This window comes from Paraburkholderia sp. BL6665CI2N2, from assembly GCF_004366535.1.
Lineage (GTDB): Bacteria > Pseudomonadota > Gammaproteobacteria > Burkholderiales > Burkholderiaceae > Paraburkholderia.
Genome location: NZ_SORC01000001.1, coordinates 3,640,981 through 3,660,055 on the forward strand (window position 1 = coordinate 3,640,981; position 19,075 = coordinate 3,660,055).

At 60.9% G+C, this 19,075-nt stretch carries 17 protein-coding genes; 8 read left to right on the forward strand and 9 right to left on the reverse strand.

Features of this window, described 5'->3' with window-relative positions:
- Nucleotides 1-4 precede the first annotated feature (4 nt).
- Nucleotides 5-1,357: a DUF1214 domain-containing protein gene (locus tag B0G81_RS16215; protein WP_134137432.1), complete on the reverse strand. Its 1,353-nt coding sequence runs from the start codon at nt 1,355-1,357 to the stop codon at nt 5-7.
- A gap of 63 nt (nt 1,358-1,420) precedes the next feature.
- Complete coding sequence (locus B0G81_RS16220; protein WP_134137435.1) at nt 1,421-2,209, reverse strand: enoyl-CoA hydratase-related protein; 789 nt, start codon at nt 2,207-2,209, stop codon at nt 1,421-1,423.
- A 197-nt stretch (nt 2,210-2,406) separates the two neighbouring features.
- On the opposite strand from B0G81_RS16220, the gene B0G81_RS16225 reads away from it, so the two are divergent.
- The 5 genes from B0G81_RS16225 (at nt 2,407) to B0G81_RS16245 (ending at nt 8,724) form a co-directional block, all read left to right on the forward strand.
- Nucleotides 2,407-3,528, forward strand: a complete 1,122-nt coding sequence (locus tag B0G81_RS16225) for a CaiB/BaiF CoA-transferase family protein (RefSeq protein WP_134137437.1) — start codon at nt 2,407-2,409, stop codon at nt 3,526-3,528.
- Between the two features lie 92 nt (nt 3,529-3,620).
- Entirely contained in the window at nt 3,621-4,859 is a 1,239-nt protein-coding gene (locus B0G81_RS16230) for a thiolase family protein (protein ID WP_134137439.1), read from the forward strand.
- A gap of 136 nt (nt 4,860-4,995) precedes the next feature.
- Nucleotides 4,996-6,549, forward strand: coding sequence for an AMP-binding protein (locus tag B0G81_RS16235; RefSeq protein ID WP_134137444.1), 1,554 nt, complete (start codon nt 4,996-4,998; stop codon nt 6,547-6,549).
- A gap of 55 nt (nt 6,550-6,604) precedes the next feature.
- A complete protein-coding gene (locus B0G81_RS16240) occupies nt 6,605-7,351 on the forward strand; it encodes an SDR family NAD(P)-dependent oxidoreductase (RefSeq protein ID WP_134137449.1) in 747 nt (248 codons plus the stop codon).
- 251 nt (nt 7,352-7,602) lie between these two features.
- Complete coding sequence (locus B0G81_RS16245; protein WP_134137459.1) at nt 7,603-8,724, forward strand: porin; 1,122 nt, start codon at nt 7,603-7,605, stop codon at nt 8,722-8,724.
- Between the two features lie 392 nt (nt 8,725-9,116).
- Here the strand turns inward: B0G81_RS16245 and B0G81_RS16250 are convergent, their stop codons facing one another.
- Nucleotides 9,117-10,007, reverse strand: coding sequence for a LysR family transcriptional regulator (locus tag B0G81_RS16250; RefSeq protein WP_134137462.1), 891 nt, complete (start codon nt 10,005-10,007; stop codon nt 9,117-9,119).
- Nucleotides 10,008-10,129: 122 nt separating this feature from the next.
- Here B0G81_RS16250 and B0G81_RS16255 point away from each other — a divergent pair, with 122 nt between their 5' ends.
- Both B0G81_RS16255 and B0G81_RS16260 read left to right on the forward strand, forming a co-directional pair.
- On the forward strand, nt 10,130-10,870 hold the full coding sequence (locus tag B0G81_RS16255) for an SDR family oxidoreductase (RefSeq protein ID WP_134137468.1): 741 nt from the start codon (nt 10,130-10,132) through the stop codon (nt 10,868-10,870).
- A 47-nt stretch (nt 10,871-10,917) separates the two neighbouring features.
- Nucleotides 10,918-11,511, forward strand: a complete 594-nt coding sequence (locus tag B0G81_RS16260) for an NAD(P)-binding domain-containing protein (protein WP_134137470.1) — start codon at nt 10,918-10,920, stop codon at nt 11,509-11,511.
- Between the two features lie 41 nt (nt 11,512-11,552).
- On the opposite strand, the gene B0G81_RS16265 is transcribed toward B0G81_RS16260, so the two are convergent.
- The 4 genes from B0G81_RS16265 to B0G81_RS16280 all read right to left on the reverse strand — a co-directional run bounded on the left by B0G81_RS16265 (nt 11,553) and on the right by B0G81_RS16280 (nt 15,937).
- Entirely contained in the window at nt 11,553-12,905 is a 1,353-nt protein-coding gene (locus B0G81_RS16265) for an epoxide hydrolase family protein (protein WP_134137472.1), read from the reverse strand.
- Between the two features lie 99 nt (nt 12,906-13,004).
- Complete coding sequence (locus tag B0G81_RS16270) at nt 13,005-13,940, reverse strand: SDR family NAD(P)-dependent oxidoreductase (protein WP_134137474.1); 936 nt, start codon at nt 13,938-13,940, stop codon at nt 13,005-13,007.
- Nucleotides 13,941-14,401: 461 nt separating this feature from the next.
- Complete coding sequence (locus B0G81_RS16275) at nt 14,402-15,394, reverse strand: carbon-nitrogen hydrolase family protein (protein ID WP_134137476.1); 993 nt, start codon at nt 15,392-15,394, stop codon at nt 14,402-14,404.
- A 78-nt stretch (nt 15,395-15,472) separates the two neighbouring features.
- On the reverse strand, nt 15,473-15,937 hold the full coding sequence (locus B0G81_RS16280; protein WP_134137479.1) for a MarR family transcriptional regulator: 465 nt from the start codon (nt 15,935-15,937) through the stop codon (nt 15,473-15,475).
- Nucleotides 15,938-16,099: 162 nt separating this feature from the next.
- On the opposite strand from B0G81_RS16280, the gene B0G81_RS16285 reads away from it, so the two are divergent.
- The gene (locus B0G81_RS16285) at nt 16,100-17,137 is read left to right on the forward strand and encodes a helix-turn-helix domain-containing protein (protein WP_134137481.1); all 1,038 of its coding nucleotides are present in this window, start codon (nt 16,100-16,102) and stop codon (nt 17,135-17,137) included.
- Nucleotides 17,138-17,229: 92 nt separating this feature from the next.
- Here B0G81_RS16285 and B0G81_RS16290 read toward each other — a convergent pair whose 3' ends face one another.
- Together B0G81_RS16290 and B0G81_RS16295 are read right to left on the reverse strand one after the other, a co-directional pair.
- Entirely contained in the window at nt 17,230-17,463 is a 234-nt protein-coding gene (locus B0G81_RS16290) for a hypothetical protein (RefSeq protein WP_134137483.1), read from the reverse strand.
- Between the two features lie 77 nt (nt 17,464-17,540).
- The gene (locus B0G81_RS16295) at nt 17,541-19,070 is read right to left on the reverse strand and encodes an altronate dehydratase family protein (RefSeq protein ID WP_134137485.1); all 1,530 of its coding nucleotides are present in this window, start codon (nt 19,068-19,070) and stop codon (nt 17,541-17,543) included.
- Nucleotides 19,071-19,075: the final 5 nt, after the last annotated feature.

Consider the following 19,075-nt stretch of genomic DNA (forward strand, 5'->3'; position numbering starts at 1 on the left):
CGACTCAACGCTGCCCGACGAGCGGCGGCGGGAAATACTGGTCTGCCGCTGCGCCAGCCACCGGGCCATATAGCCGGAACGTAAGGTTGTAGTTCGTACCAGGCTGCGTGGGCAACCAGTTCGATTCAGGGACACTGTCAGGACGCACAGGACCGAACGCGAGCGTGACAGAGCCGTCCGCGTTGGGCTGCACACGCGACTGCCGGTTTAGCGCATGACGTCCCAGCGGATTCGGCACCACTTTGAAATGAGTCGAATCGACTTCCGTGACCGACCAGAAGTAGCGCGCGAGACTCTGCGGCAACGCATCCTTCGGATAGGTCTGCGTATAGGTCGCCCTGCCGTCCAGATTCCGCATGCCGTAGTACGTCACCTCGGTTCGGGTGTTCGCCCAGATGCCGACGAGATCGACAACCGTGCGGGCGAGGTAATCGCTTCCGTAGTGGCCGAAGGTCGTAGGCCGGACCCAGCCGTTGCCGCTCGGACCTAGCGCGCTCAACCGCTGCATGAGCGCCGGCAGCGCCTTCCGGGCGATCACGTCGTCCACCCGCGTGCGTGCCGCTGTGCCCGATTGAACCAGCGCGGCCACCGCCCTTACCTTCGTACGTACGTCGTCCATGCCAGGCGAGACGTCCGGCTGACCATCGAGGACCTGTGTAGCGAAGTCGAACGCTTCGGCACGGGGCAATTGCGCATTCGTGAAAAATGGAACTTCGATGGGCGTTTCGATCCGCGGCTCGCCGAGCGGCGTCAAGTGGAATTCATGCTGCAGACGTATCGCCTGCGCCGCATCCTCGCCGGGCTCGATGCGCGCGAGAACCCGCATCGTCCGGACCGGCAAATCGATGCGCAGCGCGTCGGCGGGTGGCATGACGCGTGCGCCCTTCAGACACAGTGCATAGCGGCCGTAAGGCCGTTGGGCAAACGTGCGCTCATTGATATTGAGCACCGTCTCGCCCCATCCATCCAGCATCTGCCACGTGTAATAGCGTCCTTCGATGCGCGGAATGTCGAGCAGCACGCAGGTCTTCTCGTCGAGTGCGACCCACGCTTCGGAATAGACCACGTCAAGATTCGGGTTTGCCCATTCCACGCCGCCCGGCTTGCGGTGCACGAGGTGGTTCCATTGAAACCCGTCCTTCTCGAAATCGAGGCGTTGCTGACGTAGGACCAGCAACCGTCCGAGCAGGTAGTGGTAAGCATGGACGATGTCGGTGTCGCTCACTGTGAGTGCAGAGTTTTGATCAACCGCAATCGGTGGCGTCTGTTCGACTGGCGCGCTCTTGCAACCATCGAGGCCCGCGAGCAAGGTCACCGCGAGCACGGTCGCCGCGCTCGCGCGAGATAGCTTGTGCATTCTTGTCTCCATCAAGTAAGTACAGGTGGCCGCTCACGCGCGCAAGCGGCCACCGGGGCAAAATCAGCGGCCGGTGAACTGAGGCGCACGTTTTTCCTGGAACGCGGCAAGTCCCTCGCGGATGTCGTCGCTGTGTTCGTGGAGCGCGGTCATCAGCAGTTCCTGGCGCAGCGCCACCTCGGCGGGCTGCTCGATACCGTCGTTCACGAGCGCCTTCATCCGGCTCAAGCAGAGCGGACTCTTCGCGGCTATCGTCTTCGCAAGCGCGTCAACCGCCTCGCCAACCTGCGCGTCCTCGACGACCTGATTGACAAGTCCCGCCGACTCCATCGACCCGGCTGAGACGAATTCGCCCGTGTACATCAGATATTTCGCGCGCGTCACGCCGATCTTGCGCGGCAGGCGAACCGAGCCGCCGCCGCCGGGCAACAAACCGTAATTCGCATGCGCGTCGCCAAAGCGCGCCGACTTCGCCGCGATCACAAGGTCGCAGCACAGCACCAGCTCAAGGCCGCCCGCGAGCGCCATGCCATTCACGGCGGCAATCACCGGCCGGGGGAAACGTTCGAGACGGTTCAGCAGCGCGAGCAGCGCGTCGAGGAAGCGGCTTGCGCCCGGCTGGTCGCCATCGCGCTCGCCACGTACAAATTTCAGATCAGCGCCGGCGCAAAACGCGCGGCCCGCGCCGGTCAACACGACCACACGCGCGTCGTCCCGTTTCGCGGCTTCGTCGAGCGCCTGTTCGATTCCCCGAACCACGTCGGGCGTAATCGCATTCATCGCTGCGGGGCGATTCAGTGTGATCCACATCGCGCCGTGCCGTACCTCGGCGATAACGGGCAATTCCTGCATGGTGTCTTCCTCCTGAAAGAGTCTCGGTTCGCTTGCCCGGCGCTGGACGCCCGGGCTTGATTTTAATATCGCGTATCAATACTAACTCATCGGTAGAAACTATGCCAATATAGCGCCTCAACAGCGCGGCGCACGCACAGTCTTCACGCGATCCGCTGGATCGCAGTACCAAACATCTTGCATGAGAGGAGACACATATGAGTTTGCCTTTGGAGGGTATACGCATCCTCAGCCTTGCTGAACAGTATCCCGGCCCGTTCGCCACGCTCGTGATGGCCGATCTGGGCGCCGACGTGATCGTGGTCGAGCGGCCGCCGGCTGGCGACCCGGCCCGACAGTTGCCCGACTTTCACGCCGCACTCAACCGCGGCAAACGCTCGGTCGGCGTCGATCTGAAAACCGACGCGGGACGCGCAGCACTGCGCGAGCTGATCGCTTCCGCGGACGTGTTGATGGAAGGTTTCCGTCCCGGCACGATGGCCCGCCTCGGCTTCGGCTACGACGATGTCGCGAAGCTCAATCCGCGCATCGTCTATCTGTCGATCTCGGGTTTCGGCCAGAACGGACCGTATCGCGACCGCCCCGCGCACGATCTGTCTTATCAGGCAATCGCAGGCCTGTTGCACCGCCAGGCTGCCAGCGGCCAGATCGAAGCGCCGCCTGAACTTGCAATCGGCGACCTCTCCGCAGCGATGTTCGCCGTCACGGGCTGTCTTGCCGCCCTGCTCGAGCGTACCCGCACCGGCCTCGGCCAGTACGTCGACGTGTCGATGACCGACGGCCTCGTATCGTGGATGAGCGTGTTTCTTTCGCCGGCGATGAACGGCGGACGCCTCGGCATGGCTGAAATCAATGCCCAGCCCGCTTACGGCGTGTTCCGCTGCGAGGACGAGCTTCTGCTGACGCTGTCGATCGCGCACGAAGACTGGTTCTGGGCTCCGCTATGCGAGCTTCTCGGCCTCACCGATATCGCGCACGTGACAAACGCGGAGCGCGCACCGCGCGAAGCTGAACTTCGCGCCCGCATTGCCGAAGCGCTGCGCCGCAAGCCGCGCGCTCAATGGGCGCCGCTGCTCGATCTGGCAGGCGTGCCCTGGGGGCCGGTGAACAGTCTCGACGAAGTCGTGAATGACCCGCACTTTCGCGCCCGCGGCATGTTCCGCGAGGTCGACGAACGCGGCGGCCGTCGCGCCTGGCACGTGGCGCAGCCACTCGTATTCGGCGGCGTACATCCCGGACCTACGCGCGGGGTGCCCGCCGTCGGCGAGCATGACGCCGAGTTGCTCGCGCAAGCCGTCAACGCACGGGCAGCCGGGTAAACATGGACTTCTACCTTATCGACTATATTTTTACTCCCAAGTAGAATTTGATTCATTGGATGTGCCTATCCTCAAACAGCATGGGAATTGAAATGAAAGATATCTATGTGGTTGGCGTCGGCATGACGCCGTTCGGCAGGCTACTCGACCAGAGCATCAAATCGTTGGTACGCAACGCCACCCAAGCGGCGCTCAAGGACGCGGGCATCGAAAAGAGCGCTCTGGAAGCGGCGTTCTACGGCAATGCATCACAAGGTCATATGGACGGCCAGCACATGATTCGTGGCGAAATCGCGCTGCGCGACATGGGCATCGGCGGCATTCCGGTCGTGAATGTCGAGAATGCATGCGCGAGCGGCAGCAGTGCATTCGTGCTGGCGGTCAACCATCTGCGCTCGGGCGCCGGAGACGTTGCGCTGGCTGTGGGCGCCGAAAAAATGTTTTCGGAAGACCGTGAGCGCATGTTCTCCGTATTCGATAGCGCACTCGACGTTTCGCGAGCCAAAGAAATTCACGCGGAGTTGTTGCGCATTGGCGAAGGCGTCGAGATTCCGGCAGGATCGACGTCGCCGAAGCCCTATAGCGTGTTCATGGACGTCTACGCGGCATTCTCCCGCGCGCACATGAAACGCTTCGGCACCACGCAGCGCCAGATCGCCGCCGTGTCGGCGAAGAACCACCGTCACTCGGTACACAACCCACTGTCGCAATACCGGGTCGCTTACACCGTGGAGGAAGTGCTGGCCGCGCCGCCCATTACGTACCCGTTCACGCTACCGATGTGCTCGCCGGTATCCGACGGCGCTGCTGCTGCCATCCTGTGCACCGCCGACGCGCTCAAGCGTCTGAACATCGATCCGAAGCGCGCGATCCGCGTGCTGGCTTCGGTGGTCCAGAGCGGCACGGACCGCTCGTCCGACGACATCGAGCAGCACGTCACCGTGCAGGCTTCGCGGCGCGCATACGAGCTGGCCGGCATCGGTCCGAAGGACGTGTCGGTGGCGGAAGTGCATGACGCGACCGCAATGGGTGAGATCGTACAGATCGAGAATCTCGGTTTCTGCGACTTCGGCGACGGCGGCCCGATCTCCGAGCGCGGCGAAACGTCAATCGGCGGCCGGATCCCGGTCAACCCGTCCGGCGGTCTGGAATCAAAAGGACACCCGGTGGGCGCGACGGGCCTCGGACAGGTGCATGAACTCGTCACGCAACTGCGCGGCGAAGCCGGCCCGCGTCAGGTCGATAACGCGCGGATCGCGGTCGCGGAAAATGGCGGCGGCCTGTATGGAATCGAGGAAGCGGTGGCCTGCATCACGATTCTGGCGCGCTAGGGCATCACGGGCGAGCGCACTGCAGCGGCCTCCTTCAGGCTGCTGAGCTGGCGGCGGGCAAGAACCCGCTGCCACCGCCTATCATGAATGAAAAGGTAGCCGCCGAGCACGGCTACGTCGACTCAAGGAGACTGATATGCGCCTTGCTGATTACTTCGATTCGGCTGTGTCACGGCATCCGGACCGCGAGGCATTCGTCGACGGAACGACGCGCATCACGTTCGCCGAGGCACAGAAGTTCGTCCATGCCGCCGCGCACGCGCTCACGCTCGACCCTTCGCTGAGGCCCGGCGCACATGCGGCGATCTACGCACCGAACGACTACCGGATCAGCCTGCTGCAGTTGGCGATCAACCGCGCGGACATGGGCTGGGTGTCGGTCCATACACGCAATACGGTGGAAACCAATGCGGCCGTGCTGTCGTTCGCCGATTGCGAGCTAGTTTTCTTCCACAGCGCATACGCCCACATCGTGCCTGCGCTGAAAGCCGGCCTCGCGGCGGGTTGCAGGTTCATCTGTATTGACCAGCCATCGGAACACGGCGAGTCGCTCGACAGCTGGATGCCGAATCATCGTGATCCGTTCGTCGCGCCGCCGGAAAACCCCAATCAACATGCGCTGCTGCAGCCGACCGGCGGAACGACGGGACCGTCGAAAGGCGCACTGCATGACAATCGCTCGCTCGAAATGGGGCTGATTGCGGTTTTCTCCAAACTGAACATTGATCGGGACTCGCGCGTGCTGGCTGTGGCGCCGCTCACGCACGCCGCGTGCATGCTCACGCTGGCCGCGGCGATCCGCAATGGCTGCACCGTCGTGCTGCCCTCGTTCGACCCCAAGGTGGTACTGCGCACGATCGCGGAAGAACGTATCACGCATTTGTTCCTGCCGCCAACGGTCGTCTACGCACTATTGAGCGATCCTGCGATGGCGGGCGCCGATCTTTCGTCGCTACGCTGCCTCGCCGTCGGCGCAGCGCCCATTGCCCCGGAAAAAATGAAGGAAGCTGTCCGCCGCCTCGGGCCGGTGATCTACGAAGTCTATGGGCAGAGCGAGTGCGGCTTTCCCGTAGTCGTCAAACGGCCGTCCGACTATCTGCTGACTGATGGCACGTTCGACGAAGTCGCACTGCAATCCGCGGGAAAGGCCGCGCAGTTTGCGTGTGTCGAGATCATGGACGACGCGGGCAACATCGTCGGCCCCGGAGAAAAGGGGGAAATCGTCGTGCGCTCCACGACTGTCATGCTCGGCTACTACAAGAATCCCGAGGAAACGGCACAAGTGTCGCAGTTCGGCTGGCATCACACATCCGACATCGGTATCAAGGATAAGCGCGGGTTCATCACCGTGGTCGATCGCAAGAAGGACATGATCGTCAGCGGCGGCTTCAACGTCTTTCCGGGCGAAATCGAGGCGGTCATCAACTCGCACCCCGCTGTTCTCGATTGCGCGGTAATCGGCGTGCCGGACGAGAAATGGGGCGAGGCGGTCAAGGCCATTGTCCAGCTGAAGAACGGCGAACATGTCGGCACAGAACAACTCGCCGAGCTATGCAAACGCGAGCTCGGCAGCGTGAAAACGCCGAAGAGTTTCGAGTTCTGGGAAGACCTGCCACGCAGCGCGGTCGGCAAGGTGCTCAAACGTGAGATTCGCGGCAGGTACTGGGCAGGTCAGTGGCGCGCGGTGTGACGTCCGCGCTTGATCGCTTCACTCTTAGACATCAAACCAGGAACAAGGCAAGAACATGAATCTGCAGAACAAGGTTGCAGTCGTCACCGGCGCGGCATCTGGCCTTGGCCTCGCCACCTGCAAGGCGCTTGCGGCGGCAGGCGCCAAGGTAGTGGGCTTCGATCTCGACGGCGCGAAGCTCGGAGAAGCGCTCGGGCCGGATATCAAGGGCGTCGCGGTCGACGTCGCGAATGAAGAAAGCGTCAAGGCAGGTATCGCTACGGTCGTGCACACGTACGGAACCGTGCACGTCGCGGTCAATTGCGCAGGCATTCTCGGGCCCTCCAAGACGATCTCCAAAGGACAGCTTTTCCCATCCGATCTGTGGCACCGCGTGCTGTCGGTGAACCTCACCGGCACCTTCAACGTGCTACGTCATGCGGCGCTCGCGATGACAGCGAATGAGCCCGAAGAAAACGGCGAACGCGGCGTAATCATCAACACCGCATCGGGCGCGGCGCGTCAAGGCCAGATGGGACAGGCGGCCTACAGCGCAAGCAAGGCCGGCGTGATCGGCATGACGATTCCGGTTGCGCGCGATCTTGCCGAGCACGGCATTCGCGTGCTGTCTATCGCACCGGGTCTGTTCGAATCGGGCATGTCGGCTGGCATGCCGCCGAAGGTGTCCGAGACGATCGTCGGCAAGCTGCTGTTTCCGCAACGCATGGGCAAATCCGAGGAATTTGCGGGCCTCGTCCGGCATATTGTCGAAAACGCCTATCTGAACGCCACCACCTTCGATATCGAGTGCGGAACGCGTTAATCGTCACGGCGCGCGGCGCGCCGTGATCCAAATGTCCCTTTCCGCTTCCAATCGTAATCCGCGTTAATCCGATGGTGTAGCACCCCGGCCTTCACCAGGCAACGAGCGCTCATTTTGATAAGGATTCCTTTTAATAAGATGAGATGTGGTGATTTTGAAATGAAGTGACCGGCTTCAACAATCAAGAGAAGCCCACCTGATTTTGCCTTACCCGCGTCTGTCGATGCGGCATAAACATAGAGGAGACATGCATGCGTTTTATTAGCAAGGGAATTTTCGCCACCAGCTTCGCGCTCGCGGCGGGCAGCGCCGCCGCGCAGTCGAGTGTGACGTTGTACGGGGTGGCAGACACGTTCGTCCAGTACCTGAACAAGGGGGGAGCGAGTTCAGTTTCCCAGCGAAGCGGCGGCTCAACGGGTTCGATGGTCGGCTTCAGAGGCAAGGAGGATCTGGGCGGCGGGTTGAAGGCGGTGTTCGACCTGGAAAGCGGTTTCAACATCAACAACGGTGCATCCTTCGCCGATACCACCACCCTTTTCTATCGCCAGGCATGGATAGGGCTGCAGCAGGACAAGTACGGCACGCTTAGCTTCGGTCGTCAGTATCAGCCGAGCTTCTGGGCCGTTTATCCAACCGATCCGTTCCGTGGCAACGAAGTACTCTCGCCGCTCTCGGCGGCCGATCTCGCCGCGGCCTCCGACCGTCGTACGCTCGCGGTTCAATATGCGCCGGGGCGGATCAGCAACACGATTTTCTATCAGTCGCCCAACGTTGCAGGCGCGAAGCTTTATGCAATGTACGGTTTCGCGGCGACGGCTACGCAGCCGATCCCGACCACATCGGGGAATATGATCGATGTCGCGCTGACCTGGCAAGGCGCCGGCCTTTACGCAGCCGTGGCTTACCTGAACCAGCATTCCGGCGTGGAGACCATTGCGGGTCTGCCACGCTCGCTTAACCTGCTCGGGACTGAGCATTTTAGCGGCGCACTCGCGTATCAGATCGGCATAGTGAAACTTCAGTTTAACTACTCGTATGCGCGCCCCAAAGATGCTGCGCCTGGGTCGATGGCGGCGCTCCTCGGCGCAGGACACGCTCTGAGCTACGGCGAGTTAGGTGCGACTATCCAGGCCACGGACGCCGACGAAGTCCAACTCGCAGTTGTCGAGCGCGATGTGCGCGGCGTGCACGACAATGCAGTCGGCTTCCAGGTGGGCGTCGACCACAATGTGTCGAAGCGGACCAGCTTTTACGCGCGGGCGGGCTACATCAAGAACAATGGCAGTTCGACGATGAGCTGGCCGGGTATTTCAGTGACGGAGCCTGATGCATCTCAAACGCTTGTTGCCATCGGCATGACCCATCGTTTCTGACGTTCCCGCGGTTTTGCTCCGTGAAGGCCCGCCGATGTGGCAGGCCGCCCGTCGTGTGTGTCCCGTGGTATCGACCGCGCGCGGAGAGATCAAGTTGGAAACGAAGGCCTGCGAGGCCGCCCCGCTCTTGCCAAACCTGCACGACTATTCACAACGTTAGCGACGTGAACAACGCATGCGTCATTAGTCTCGCCTTCGTGCGTCGTGGCATCGTGTCGAAGGAAGTCAGGTGGCAGAAGATGATTTGCGTTTTCGGGCACTACGCACGCCGGCAGGATGCCATTGGAATGTCTGCACGGCGCACCTGACAACCGTCCCTTCCTGACCGCACCGAGACGAATGCGGATAAACCTCTCTGAACGATGCCTCGAACGCCGAACGATGCCGTTTTCCTACATGCGCTGTGGGAGTGCCAAAGCAAAAAAGTCCGTCGCGCGACGCACGCGTGCCGGTACAAAGCGCCGTTTCGGCCAGATAAGGCTGACGTCTCTGACCTCACTTATGAATTCGTCGAGAACCGTGATCACGTCCGGATGTCGGAGTTCATCGGCAAGAGAGACTTTGGCGAACAGGCCAATACCAACACCGGCCAGAACGCCGGCCCGGATCGTTTCGACACTGTTGGACGAAAGATTTCCGCGCACGGACACACTGAATCGTCCTTCCGGTCCTACAAACGGCCAATTGGCCGACTCCGTCAGGCCGCCATATAAGAGGCAATTGTGATCGACGAGCTCGACGGGAGACTTCGGTATTCCGTGTTGCTCGAAGTACCTGCGGGAGCCGGCGCATACAAGCGGGGTGGTAGCCACGCGCCTGACAACCGCATCGAGATCGTCGACGGCGCCCACCCGGATCGCCAGATCGATCCGATCTTCCACCATATCTCGTACGAAGTCCGAAAGAACAAGATCGACCTGAAGGCCGGGATTGAGTGACAACAACTCCGGTATGAGTGGAAGGACGTGGAGGCGGCCGAAAGTAGCGGATACGGCGATCCGGATCAGACCGGACGCATTAAGCACGCTGCTGGTCAGTTCGCTGTCGGCTTCATCCATTTCATCAACAAGGGGTTTGGTCCGGTCGTAATATCTCTGGCCCTGGTCCGTCAGCGTCACGCTGCGTGTGCTTCGGTTGAGTAGCATCACGCCGAGGCGTTTTTCCAGCGCGCCGATCGCCTTGCTGATCGCGGACTGTGACTCGCCGGTTCTACGCGCGGCGGCGGAAAAACCGCCGGCCTCGACAACGGCGATGAAAGCGCTCAATTCGTGAAACCTGTCCATGGCATTCCTCTCGTCTGATCCATTCCGTCAAAGAATAGATCTTATGGGAAATTTGCGGATTATCATTCCCGGCGATGGTAATTACCATGGACCTGTCATTCACGAACAGGCAGAAGGTCTCAATGTCCACTCTCGCAGGCAAGATTGCAGTCATTAGCGGCGGCACCACCGGTATCGGTCTAGCGATCGCCCAGCGGTTTGTTGCCGAAGGCGCTCACGTCTTTATCTTCGGCCGTCGGCAGGCACAGCTCGACGAGGCGGCCGAACTGATCGGGCGCAACGTCACCGCCATCCAGGCTGACGCCGCGAACCTTGATGACCTCGACCGGGTCGCTGCGGCAGTCAGGGACAAAAAGGGTGTCGTCGATATCATCGTGTCGAATGCGGGCTTTACGGAGCAGGCTTCGGTCGACACTCTCACGCCTGAGCACTTCGACAAGGCGTTCAACCTCATGGCCCGCGGTCCCGTCTTCCTGGTGCAGAAGCTGCTGCCGCTCATGACAGGGGGCGGATCGATCATTCTGGTCTCGTCGGGCATGCACGTCATGGGCATTCCGGGCCACACCGCCTACGCGGCGACCAAGGCCGCGTTGCGCTCCTATGCCCGCACCTGGGCTGCGGAGTTTAAGGACCGCGGCATTCGCGTCAATCTGCTCAGCCCTGGTGCAACGGACACTCCGATTCTCGACACTCAATCGATGGCGCGCGAGGATCCGGTCAACATGTACCAGAGCATGATCCCGCTCGGTCGACTCGGTCGGGCTGACGAGCTTGCCAACGCGGCGCTCTTCCTCGCATCCGACCAGAGTTCGTACATGACGGGCGCGGATTTGATGGTCGATGGCGGCATCGCCCAGGTCTGACAGCTACGGTCGGCGGCGAGGCCTTTCGATATACACAGGAGATTTCAATGAGCTACGCAATCATCGGGCTTGGCAAGATCGGCACGGCCATCGCTCAGGCGTTCGCCCATAAGGGCCTCGAAGTAATCGTGGCAGGCAGGCGATCGCTGGACGCGCTCGCGGCGCAGATCGGCCCGTCTGTCGTCCCCCGGCGTGTCGATGACGCGGTCAAGGCCGACGTCGTCATCCTGGCCGTCCCCTTCGCCACGCATAGCGAAATCGGACGGACCGCCGAGAGCTGGCATGGGAAGGTGGTAATCGACGCAACCAACGCATTCGGCGTTCCCCCGGAAGAACTGGGCGGGCTGCCGTCGACCGCCGCCCTTGCGATGTCGTTCCCGGGGGCGAAGGTGGTGAAGGCCTTCAACCACCTGCCGGCGAGCGTCCTGGCCAAAGGCGCGAGGACGCCCCAGGGAGGCCGGCGGGTCGTGTTCGTCTCCAGCGACGATGACGCGGCCAGCGCCTCGGTGGCGGTACTTGTCGACAAGCTCGGCTTCGCCCCGATCGAGCTGGGGAAGATTGACGAGGGCGGCCTGCTGGTCCAGGCACGGGGCAGCACGTGGGCTCAGCTTATTTTCCAGGACCTGGCCAAGTTCGACTGATCGAAACACGTGGAAAAGCGGCCGGAACCTCCTCGGAGTCGTTACGTGCGCAGCGGTCTCAGACCCGCTCTAACTTCCTCCACAAATAACCTTGGCTGCTCCCATGCCGCAAAATGACCGCCCTTTTCGGGCCGGTTGTAGTAAATGAGGTTGTGATAAGCCTGCTCCGACCAGCTCCGCGGGGCCTGATAATTCTCACCAGGAAAGGCACTCACGGCAGCCGGCACAGAGACGTCTGCGGCAGCATAAAAGTTGAAATGCGATTCCCAATAGAAGCGAGCCGCGGAAACGCCTGTATTCGTCAACCAGTAAAGCGTGATGTCGTCGAGCACGTCGTCTCGCGTCAGGTCACCTGCAGAGTGTCCGTTGATCGTGCGCCCGAACACGGCTGAGGTCAGTGCCGCAGCCGGCTGGCCGTAACCGTCCGGGTGATCCAGCAGCCAGCTTGCCAATGCAATGGGTGAGTCCGCCAATCCATAGAGGGTTTGCGGACGCGTGCCCTGTTCCAATGCGTAGGCCCGTCGCTTTGACAGGGCGCTGAGTTGGTCGTACGCGAGTCTTTCGTCAGCCGACAGGCTAGCTGGCGCCGGATCGCCGACTTGAAGCGCCTTTGCGATCGCCGGTGGAATTGTGGCGGGGAAGTTGACGTGAATACCGAGCAACTCCGGTGGCGCCTGCTTGGCCATCACGTTGGCCACAATGCCGCCGAGGTCGCCGCCTTGCGCCGCAAATTTCGCATACCCCAGGCGCTTCATCATCACAACCCAGGCACGTGCGGTGCGTTCCGGACCCCAGCCGACTTCTCCTGGCTTGCCCGAAAATCCATAGCCCGGCAGGGACGGAATCACGAGGTGAAACGCATCCGATGCGCTCGCGCCATGCGCGGTCGGATTGACCAACGGATCGATGATCTTGAGTTGCTCGATGACCGAGCCGGGCCATCCGTGCGTGACCACGAGCGGCATCGCGTTGTCATGCTTGGAACGAACGTGGATGAAATGGATGTCCACGCCATCGATCTCAGTCACGAAGTTCGGCAGCGCGTTCAGTTTCGCCTCGACCTTGCGCCAGTCGTAATCGGTCGACCAATGACGCGCGAGTTCCTGAATCATTGGGAGCGGCACGCCTTGCGAATCGTCGGCGACTATCTCCCGATCCGGCCATCTCGTCGCTTTGATGCGTCGCCGCAAGTCGGTCAGTTGCGACTCTGGCACATGGATACGAAGCGGACGAACAGCGGTTTTGTCGGCTCCGGTCGACGAGGCAACTTCAGTGATGGTTTGATTCGTTTGCGCGAACGCGAGCTGACTCAAGGAGCCGGCGGCAACGGCTGCCGCCGCCACGCCAACAAAGCGACGGCGAGCCGGTGACTGGGGAAAGATGTTGTCTGTCATAAGTTTTCCGATTGGCGATGGCCAGGTCCTCGGTTAGCAGCCGCGTGATCTCACACGCTACCGGTTGCGATAAGACTGTGTCTGCAGAACACGAAGGCGCTAAGCGGTCGCGTCACCGCGAGTGAACTCAGCGGCGTGGAGCTTCACGAATTCGTGCATGTCCGTCGGTTCCCTACCGGTGAGCTTGAATAGATCGTCCGTCATGCGGTCGTATCTTCCCTGCGTGTGAAGTTCAGCCATCACGGCGAGGTGATCGACGAGATGCGTTGGCACACCCACTTCCCGGAGCGTGTTGGTCCACGCGGAGAGCGGCACGTCGCGGTAATGGATCGTCCGGCCGAGCGCGTCGGAAAAAGCGCGCGCGTAGTGCGCGAGATCAGCGGACTCGGAACCCGTCAGGTTATAGACGTGGCCGATGTGCGGCGCCGGATCGTCGAGGATGACGGATACGGCACGCGCCACATCGACGGCAGAGATCGGCGAAGTGCGGCTGCTGCCCAGCGGCAACGCCAGTTCATCGCGATCACGCACACCTGCGTCCGCGAGACGCAGAAAGAAGCCTTCGAGAAAGACCGTAGGCCGCACCGTGACGACCGGCAGCCCAGACCATGCCAGGACCTGCTCGGCAAGCCAGTGCAGCTTGTGCTGAGGGCTATTCGTGGTCTCCGTGATGCTCATTTCCGTGACCGTCATCTGGGACATGTTCACGAGGGCTTCGATGCCATGGTGACGCGCCACTGCAGCGACGTTGACCGTGGCTTCCAGATAATTCGCCGAGATCGACATGCCGAAATAAATGCGCGAGCACCCTTCGATCGCACGATGCATCGAAGCGAGATCAGTCAGGTCGCCCAGCATGACCTCGGCGCCGACCCGACGCAATTCTTCTGCGCGTTTATCCTCGCGACGAACCAGAGCGCGCACTTTATGGCCCTTGGCGAGGAGCATTTCGGTGACGTTGCGGCCGATGCCGCCAATCGCGCCGGCCGCGCCTGTGACCAGAATCGGCCGATCCTGTGTGGTTTGAATCTTCATATCTTTAACCTCTTTGCAAAGAACAAGCGCATTTATGCAGATGCACACTTAAGGACGAAATGCGTCCCGACGGAGTGGCTGTTCGGAAAGCTGGGCCACCTAATGCGAGGACGGGCATCTGCAGCGTGCCGTACGTCTTGTTGTCAATCACATGCTGGGGGAAGGTCTGATACCACGCGTTGCTTGCACGGATCGCGTCTGCCGTGTTGTACGCCCGCTCGTACGCTGCGGTCGCGCGTGCCTACCGCGCTCGCGTCCTCTAAAAAGTAGTTGAAGATCCGGTCCTGTTCCACCCGAACGTGGCCAGCCAGAGGCTTCTCCGGCAGGGGGTCTCGACGACGACCCCGTACCACGCAGGTCAATCTAACTTTCAAGGTACATCTCCCTACACTCAGAGAGTGAGTTAAAAGAAGGCACGGGTGGTTGATGAGCACGGGTGTGTCGCGGTCGGTTCGCCATGCTCAGGCAACCGTGACGCTCGTATCGTCGGCGCCTTGTTCTGTGCTCGATTTGCCGTGGACGCCGCGTTCGTGAATGTGCGCAGTCGGTGTACGGTCGATCATCAGGCTCAGCAGTTCCGGCCGGTTGTAGTGACCGGCTGAGTCCATCAACAGCTTGCGTCGGTCGATCATCGTGAAGTCGAGATCGGCAATGACCTCGCCCTCGCCCGAGCGGAGAGGTTCGCCGATCAGCATGCCATCTGGCGTCACAATGGTGGTGAAGCAACCACCCGAGATCGGACCGATTTCGCAGCCTGTGTCCTTCATGATTTGCGCCTGCTGATCGGCGTCCAGCCACGCCGTCGCGTTCACGACGAAAGAGCCGGACTCCAGTGCGTGCTGACGGATATTGATTTCCATCCTTTGCGCAAATCCCTCGCCGAAGGCGGAACCCGGATACATCGCCGAATGAATCTGCTCGCCGTCGGCCATCATCGCGTAGCGCGCCAGCGGATTGTTGTGCTCAAAGCAGGCGAGCTGGCCAATGCGACCAACCTTGCTATCGACGGCGCGCAGACCCGACCCGTCGCCCTGACCCCAGATCATCCGCTCGAAATGCGTAGGCGTGATCTTGCGGCGGCGCTGGATCAAGCTGCCATCGGCATCAAAGAGCAGCTGAGTGTTGTAGATGGTTCCACCATCACGCTCGTTGACGCCGATCGACACCACCATGCCTGCCTTGCGGGCAGCCTCGCCAATCGCGTCGGTCGCGGGAGACGGCACCGTCACGGACTGGTCGAGCAGCCCCAGATGCTCTTTTCCAGACAAAAGCTGAATGCCGGTCTGCACTGCTGCGAAGTACGGGTAATAAGGCACGACGGTTTCCGGAAATGTGGCGAACTGCACGCCCTGCTGGCCCAATTCGTGGATCTTCTGCACGACTTTTGCGACGGTGGCTTCACGGCTGTACAAGACCGGGCTGAACTGCACTGCGGCGGCTTTGACGACTTTCATTGCAAACTCCTCGATTCATAAGAACGGGCATAGAGCGCCCTTGCGGTGTTGCATATGCAACATCGATGATTAAAAAAATTAGCGCATGCGCCGCGGCAACTCGCTCGCGATGCCCATGAGCGCGTCAGCACCGACCTCTCCGACGAGCGATCTGGCTCTTGCCTGCGCAGACGACCACGCGGACGCGGCGTTGCGGAGCAATGTTTTGCCTTGTCCTGTCAGCGCAAGAGGCCGACTGCGGCCATTGCTTTCAGGGGCATCTTCGAAAACCCACTCCTGCGAGATGAGCGGTTGCAAATTCCTTGTCAGCGTCGATCGATCGTGATGATTCTTGCGCCCCAGATCCGCACGGCTAATGGGTCCAAGTTCACCAATGAGTACAAGCAGGCTGAATTGAGAGGCGTTGATGCCAAACGGCCGTAGCGCCTCGTCGTAGATCGCGGTCAGAACCCTGGAGATCTGCCGCGTGCGCGTCAGCAGACAGTTCTGCGCAATCTCACAGCCGACGTCATGACCTGCTTTGTTTTGAGTATCTACAGACATGATGGGCTCATGTTTTGGGCGCCGGCTTGCGACCCTGTCAGTTGTAGGTCGCGGTACCGTTCGTCGCTTCAGGTGTTTCGATGTGGCGATAATCGGCCTTTACGGGCACACCGGACAGTGGCAGCATTGCCATTATTCGAGGAATATCAGACACGCACGGAAATGATCACGATCAGGATCTGGGTCTATGACGGAATTCTGGCGTCGGGCGTCGCGGGGCCCATCGACGTCCTGAGCGCAGCCAACTACCTGAATGGCAAGTTAGCCGCGCGTGGGGCCAAACCTTTGCCCATGTTCGCGTGGCGCGTGGAATCGCTGGACGGACAGCCCGTCACGGCTGCGTCGGGCCAGAGCATTCCGGTGGACGGCAAAATCGATCCGCGCAAACGTGCTGATGCCATCCTGCTAACGGCTCCGTTTTTTTCCAACATGGACGAGTTCATCGGCCGCCGCGAGCAGATGAATGCGCTCTCTTCCGCGCTACGGCGCCAGCGCAACGCAGGCGCCGTGTTGGCTGCGTACTGCACCGGCAACTATCTGCTTGCCGAGGCGGGTTTGCTGGACGGGCGGGTCGCCACCACACACTGGGCCAACGCGGCCGACTTCGCCCGGCGGTATCCGCGTGTCGAACTCCGCGCGCGGGAAATCCTGACCTGGCAAGACGGCATTGTCTCGGGCGGTTCGGTGACGTCGTATCTCAATCTCGCCGTACGGCTGGTAGAGATGTTCGTCGGCGACACGCTTGCGGCGATGACCGCCAAATCGCTACTGATCGACATGAACCGGACTTCGCAAGCGTCTTACGCGAAGCTGCTCGACGATCACGGACATGTCGATTCGCTCGTCGCGCGAGCTCAACAGCGGATGGAGGCGACACTTCAGGAGGGGTTCCGGCTGAGCGAGCTCGCCGGTTGGCTCGCTGTCAGCGAACGGACGCTTAACCGGCGTTTCAAGCAGGCAGTAGGCCTTGCGCCCTTGACGTACCTGCAGAATTTGCGCATCGAAGTAGCCAAGCAGTTGCTGGAGTCGAGGCCCATCGGGCTTGAGATAGTCAGCCAGCGTGTCGGCTATGGAGACATCAGTACGTTTCGCGAACTGTTCAAACGCAAGACCGGTCTCTCACCGAGCGAGTATCAAACGCGCTTTGCGCGCGCGTCAGTGGCGGGCGTTACTGAACGCGAGTCGCATGGCGACGGTTGACGGATAGTCTGGATAACCCGTCCTGAGGATTTGCGAACGCGTGGACGGCCATGTTGCGCGAAAAGCTGGCGAGCTTCGTCGGAAAAGTGAAATCAGGCGGAAGTCCGACTGGCCACTTCCCACACGCGACGCAGACGCAGACGCAGAATGTCGGGGAGTCCGAAGTCCCACACGTTCGGCTCCGCAAGCCCTCTTTTTTTCGCGACTTCAGCAGCAATTTGCAGCGCGGAAGACCGCTCTCTCAAAAGCGACGACAACGCATCCACCAGCAACGTGTAATCAGCCTCTGTCACGCCCGCGATATCGGGCGATCGGGTCATGGGCATATGACACCTCCGTCTAAAAACGGTATCGATCCTGGAACCGTAAAATGGCCTTCACACCTCGGGGGACCCGTCTGCTTTCACATGACAGCGCCGAGTTGCCACGGAACAAACTCACTGTCTCCCATGCCATGCTGCTCGCTGCAGGTTTTTCTTCCTGACGCCGTGTCCAGCATCAACTGGAATATCTGGGCTCCAGCCTGAGCAATTCCAAGCGTTCCATCAAGGATCGCTCCACAGTTGAAATCCATATCCATGCTCATCTGCTCGAACATCCGGGTGTTCGTCGCGAGCTTGAGCGAGGGCGTCGGTTTGCACCCGTACACTGACCCACGGCCCGTGGTGAAACAGATCAGATTCGCGCCGCCGGCGACCTGCCCCGTCGCCGACACCGGGTCATAGCCGGGGGTGTCCATGAAAACGAGTCCGTGCTGCGTGACGGCTTCGGCGTATTCATACACCTCCATCAAACCCGTACTCCCGCCCTTGGCAACCGCACCCAGTGATTTTTCCAGAATGGTCGTAATCCCTCCGGCCTTATTACCCGGTGAGGGATTGTTGTTCATGTCACCGTGATGGGCGCGCGTGTACGCTTCCCACCAGCGCAGCTTTTCCAATAGCCTGTCCGCCACCCGCGGCGAAGCCGCACGCGACGTCAGCAGATGTTCCGCGCCATATATCTCCGGCGTTTCGGACAGTATGGCCGTTCCTCCATTGCGCACCAGAAGATCAACGGCGCAACCCAATGCCGGATTGGCGCTGATCCCCGAGTACCCATCCGAACCGCCGCACTGCAGCCCGACTTTCAGGTGCGCGGCCGACACGGTACTGCGATTTGCGCGATCGGCGAGCGTCAGCATGTCGCCGACTATCTCTATGCCTCTTTGAATAGTTTCACGCGTTCCGCCTTCTTCCTGAATCGTCAGCGTGGCGATCAAACCGTCCGGTCTGGCGGCCAGCGTATCGACCAGCGGCGCGATCTGATTCACTTCGCAACCGAGCCCGATCAGCACCACGCCTGCGAAGTTGGGATTGTTCGCGTACCCGCGCAAGGTACGGCGCAGCAATTCGATCCCCTCGCCAGACCCGGCCATGCCACAGCCGCTGCCATGTGTGATAGCCACGACTCCGTCGACTGATGGAAACGCCTTGAGCGCATCGTCTTTAAAGGCGTCGGCGATATGCCGGCATACGGTTGCCGAGCAATTGACGCTCGCGATCACACCGATAAAGTTTCGTGTACCGACGTCTCCATTGGCTCGCACATATCCCTGAAACGTTGCCGGCCGCCCGTTCACTTCAGTCGCTTCGTAAGCGGTACCGCTGGCGAGTTCGTTCCCGACCGCGCTCATGCCGACGTTATGGGTATGAACATGCTCCCCCGCTTCAATATGATGCATGGCGACACCGATGACCCGCCCGTACTTCAGAATGGCAGCGCCCTTTTCAATGCGGCGCACAGCCACTTTATGGCCAGACGGAATCGACGCGCGGGTGCGCAGTGTGGCCGCCCCGAGATTCACCTCGACCCCAGCCGGTACTGCATGGCGCGCGACCGCGACATTGTCCTGTTCGCGCAGAAGAATAAAAGAATCCGATTCCGTGTTCATGACTT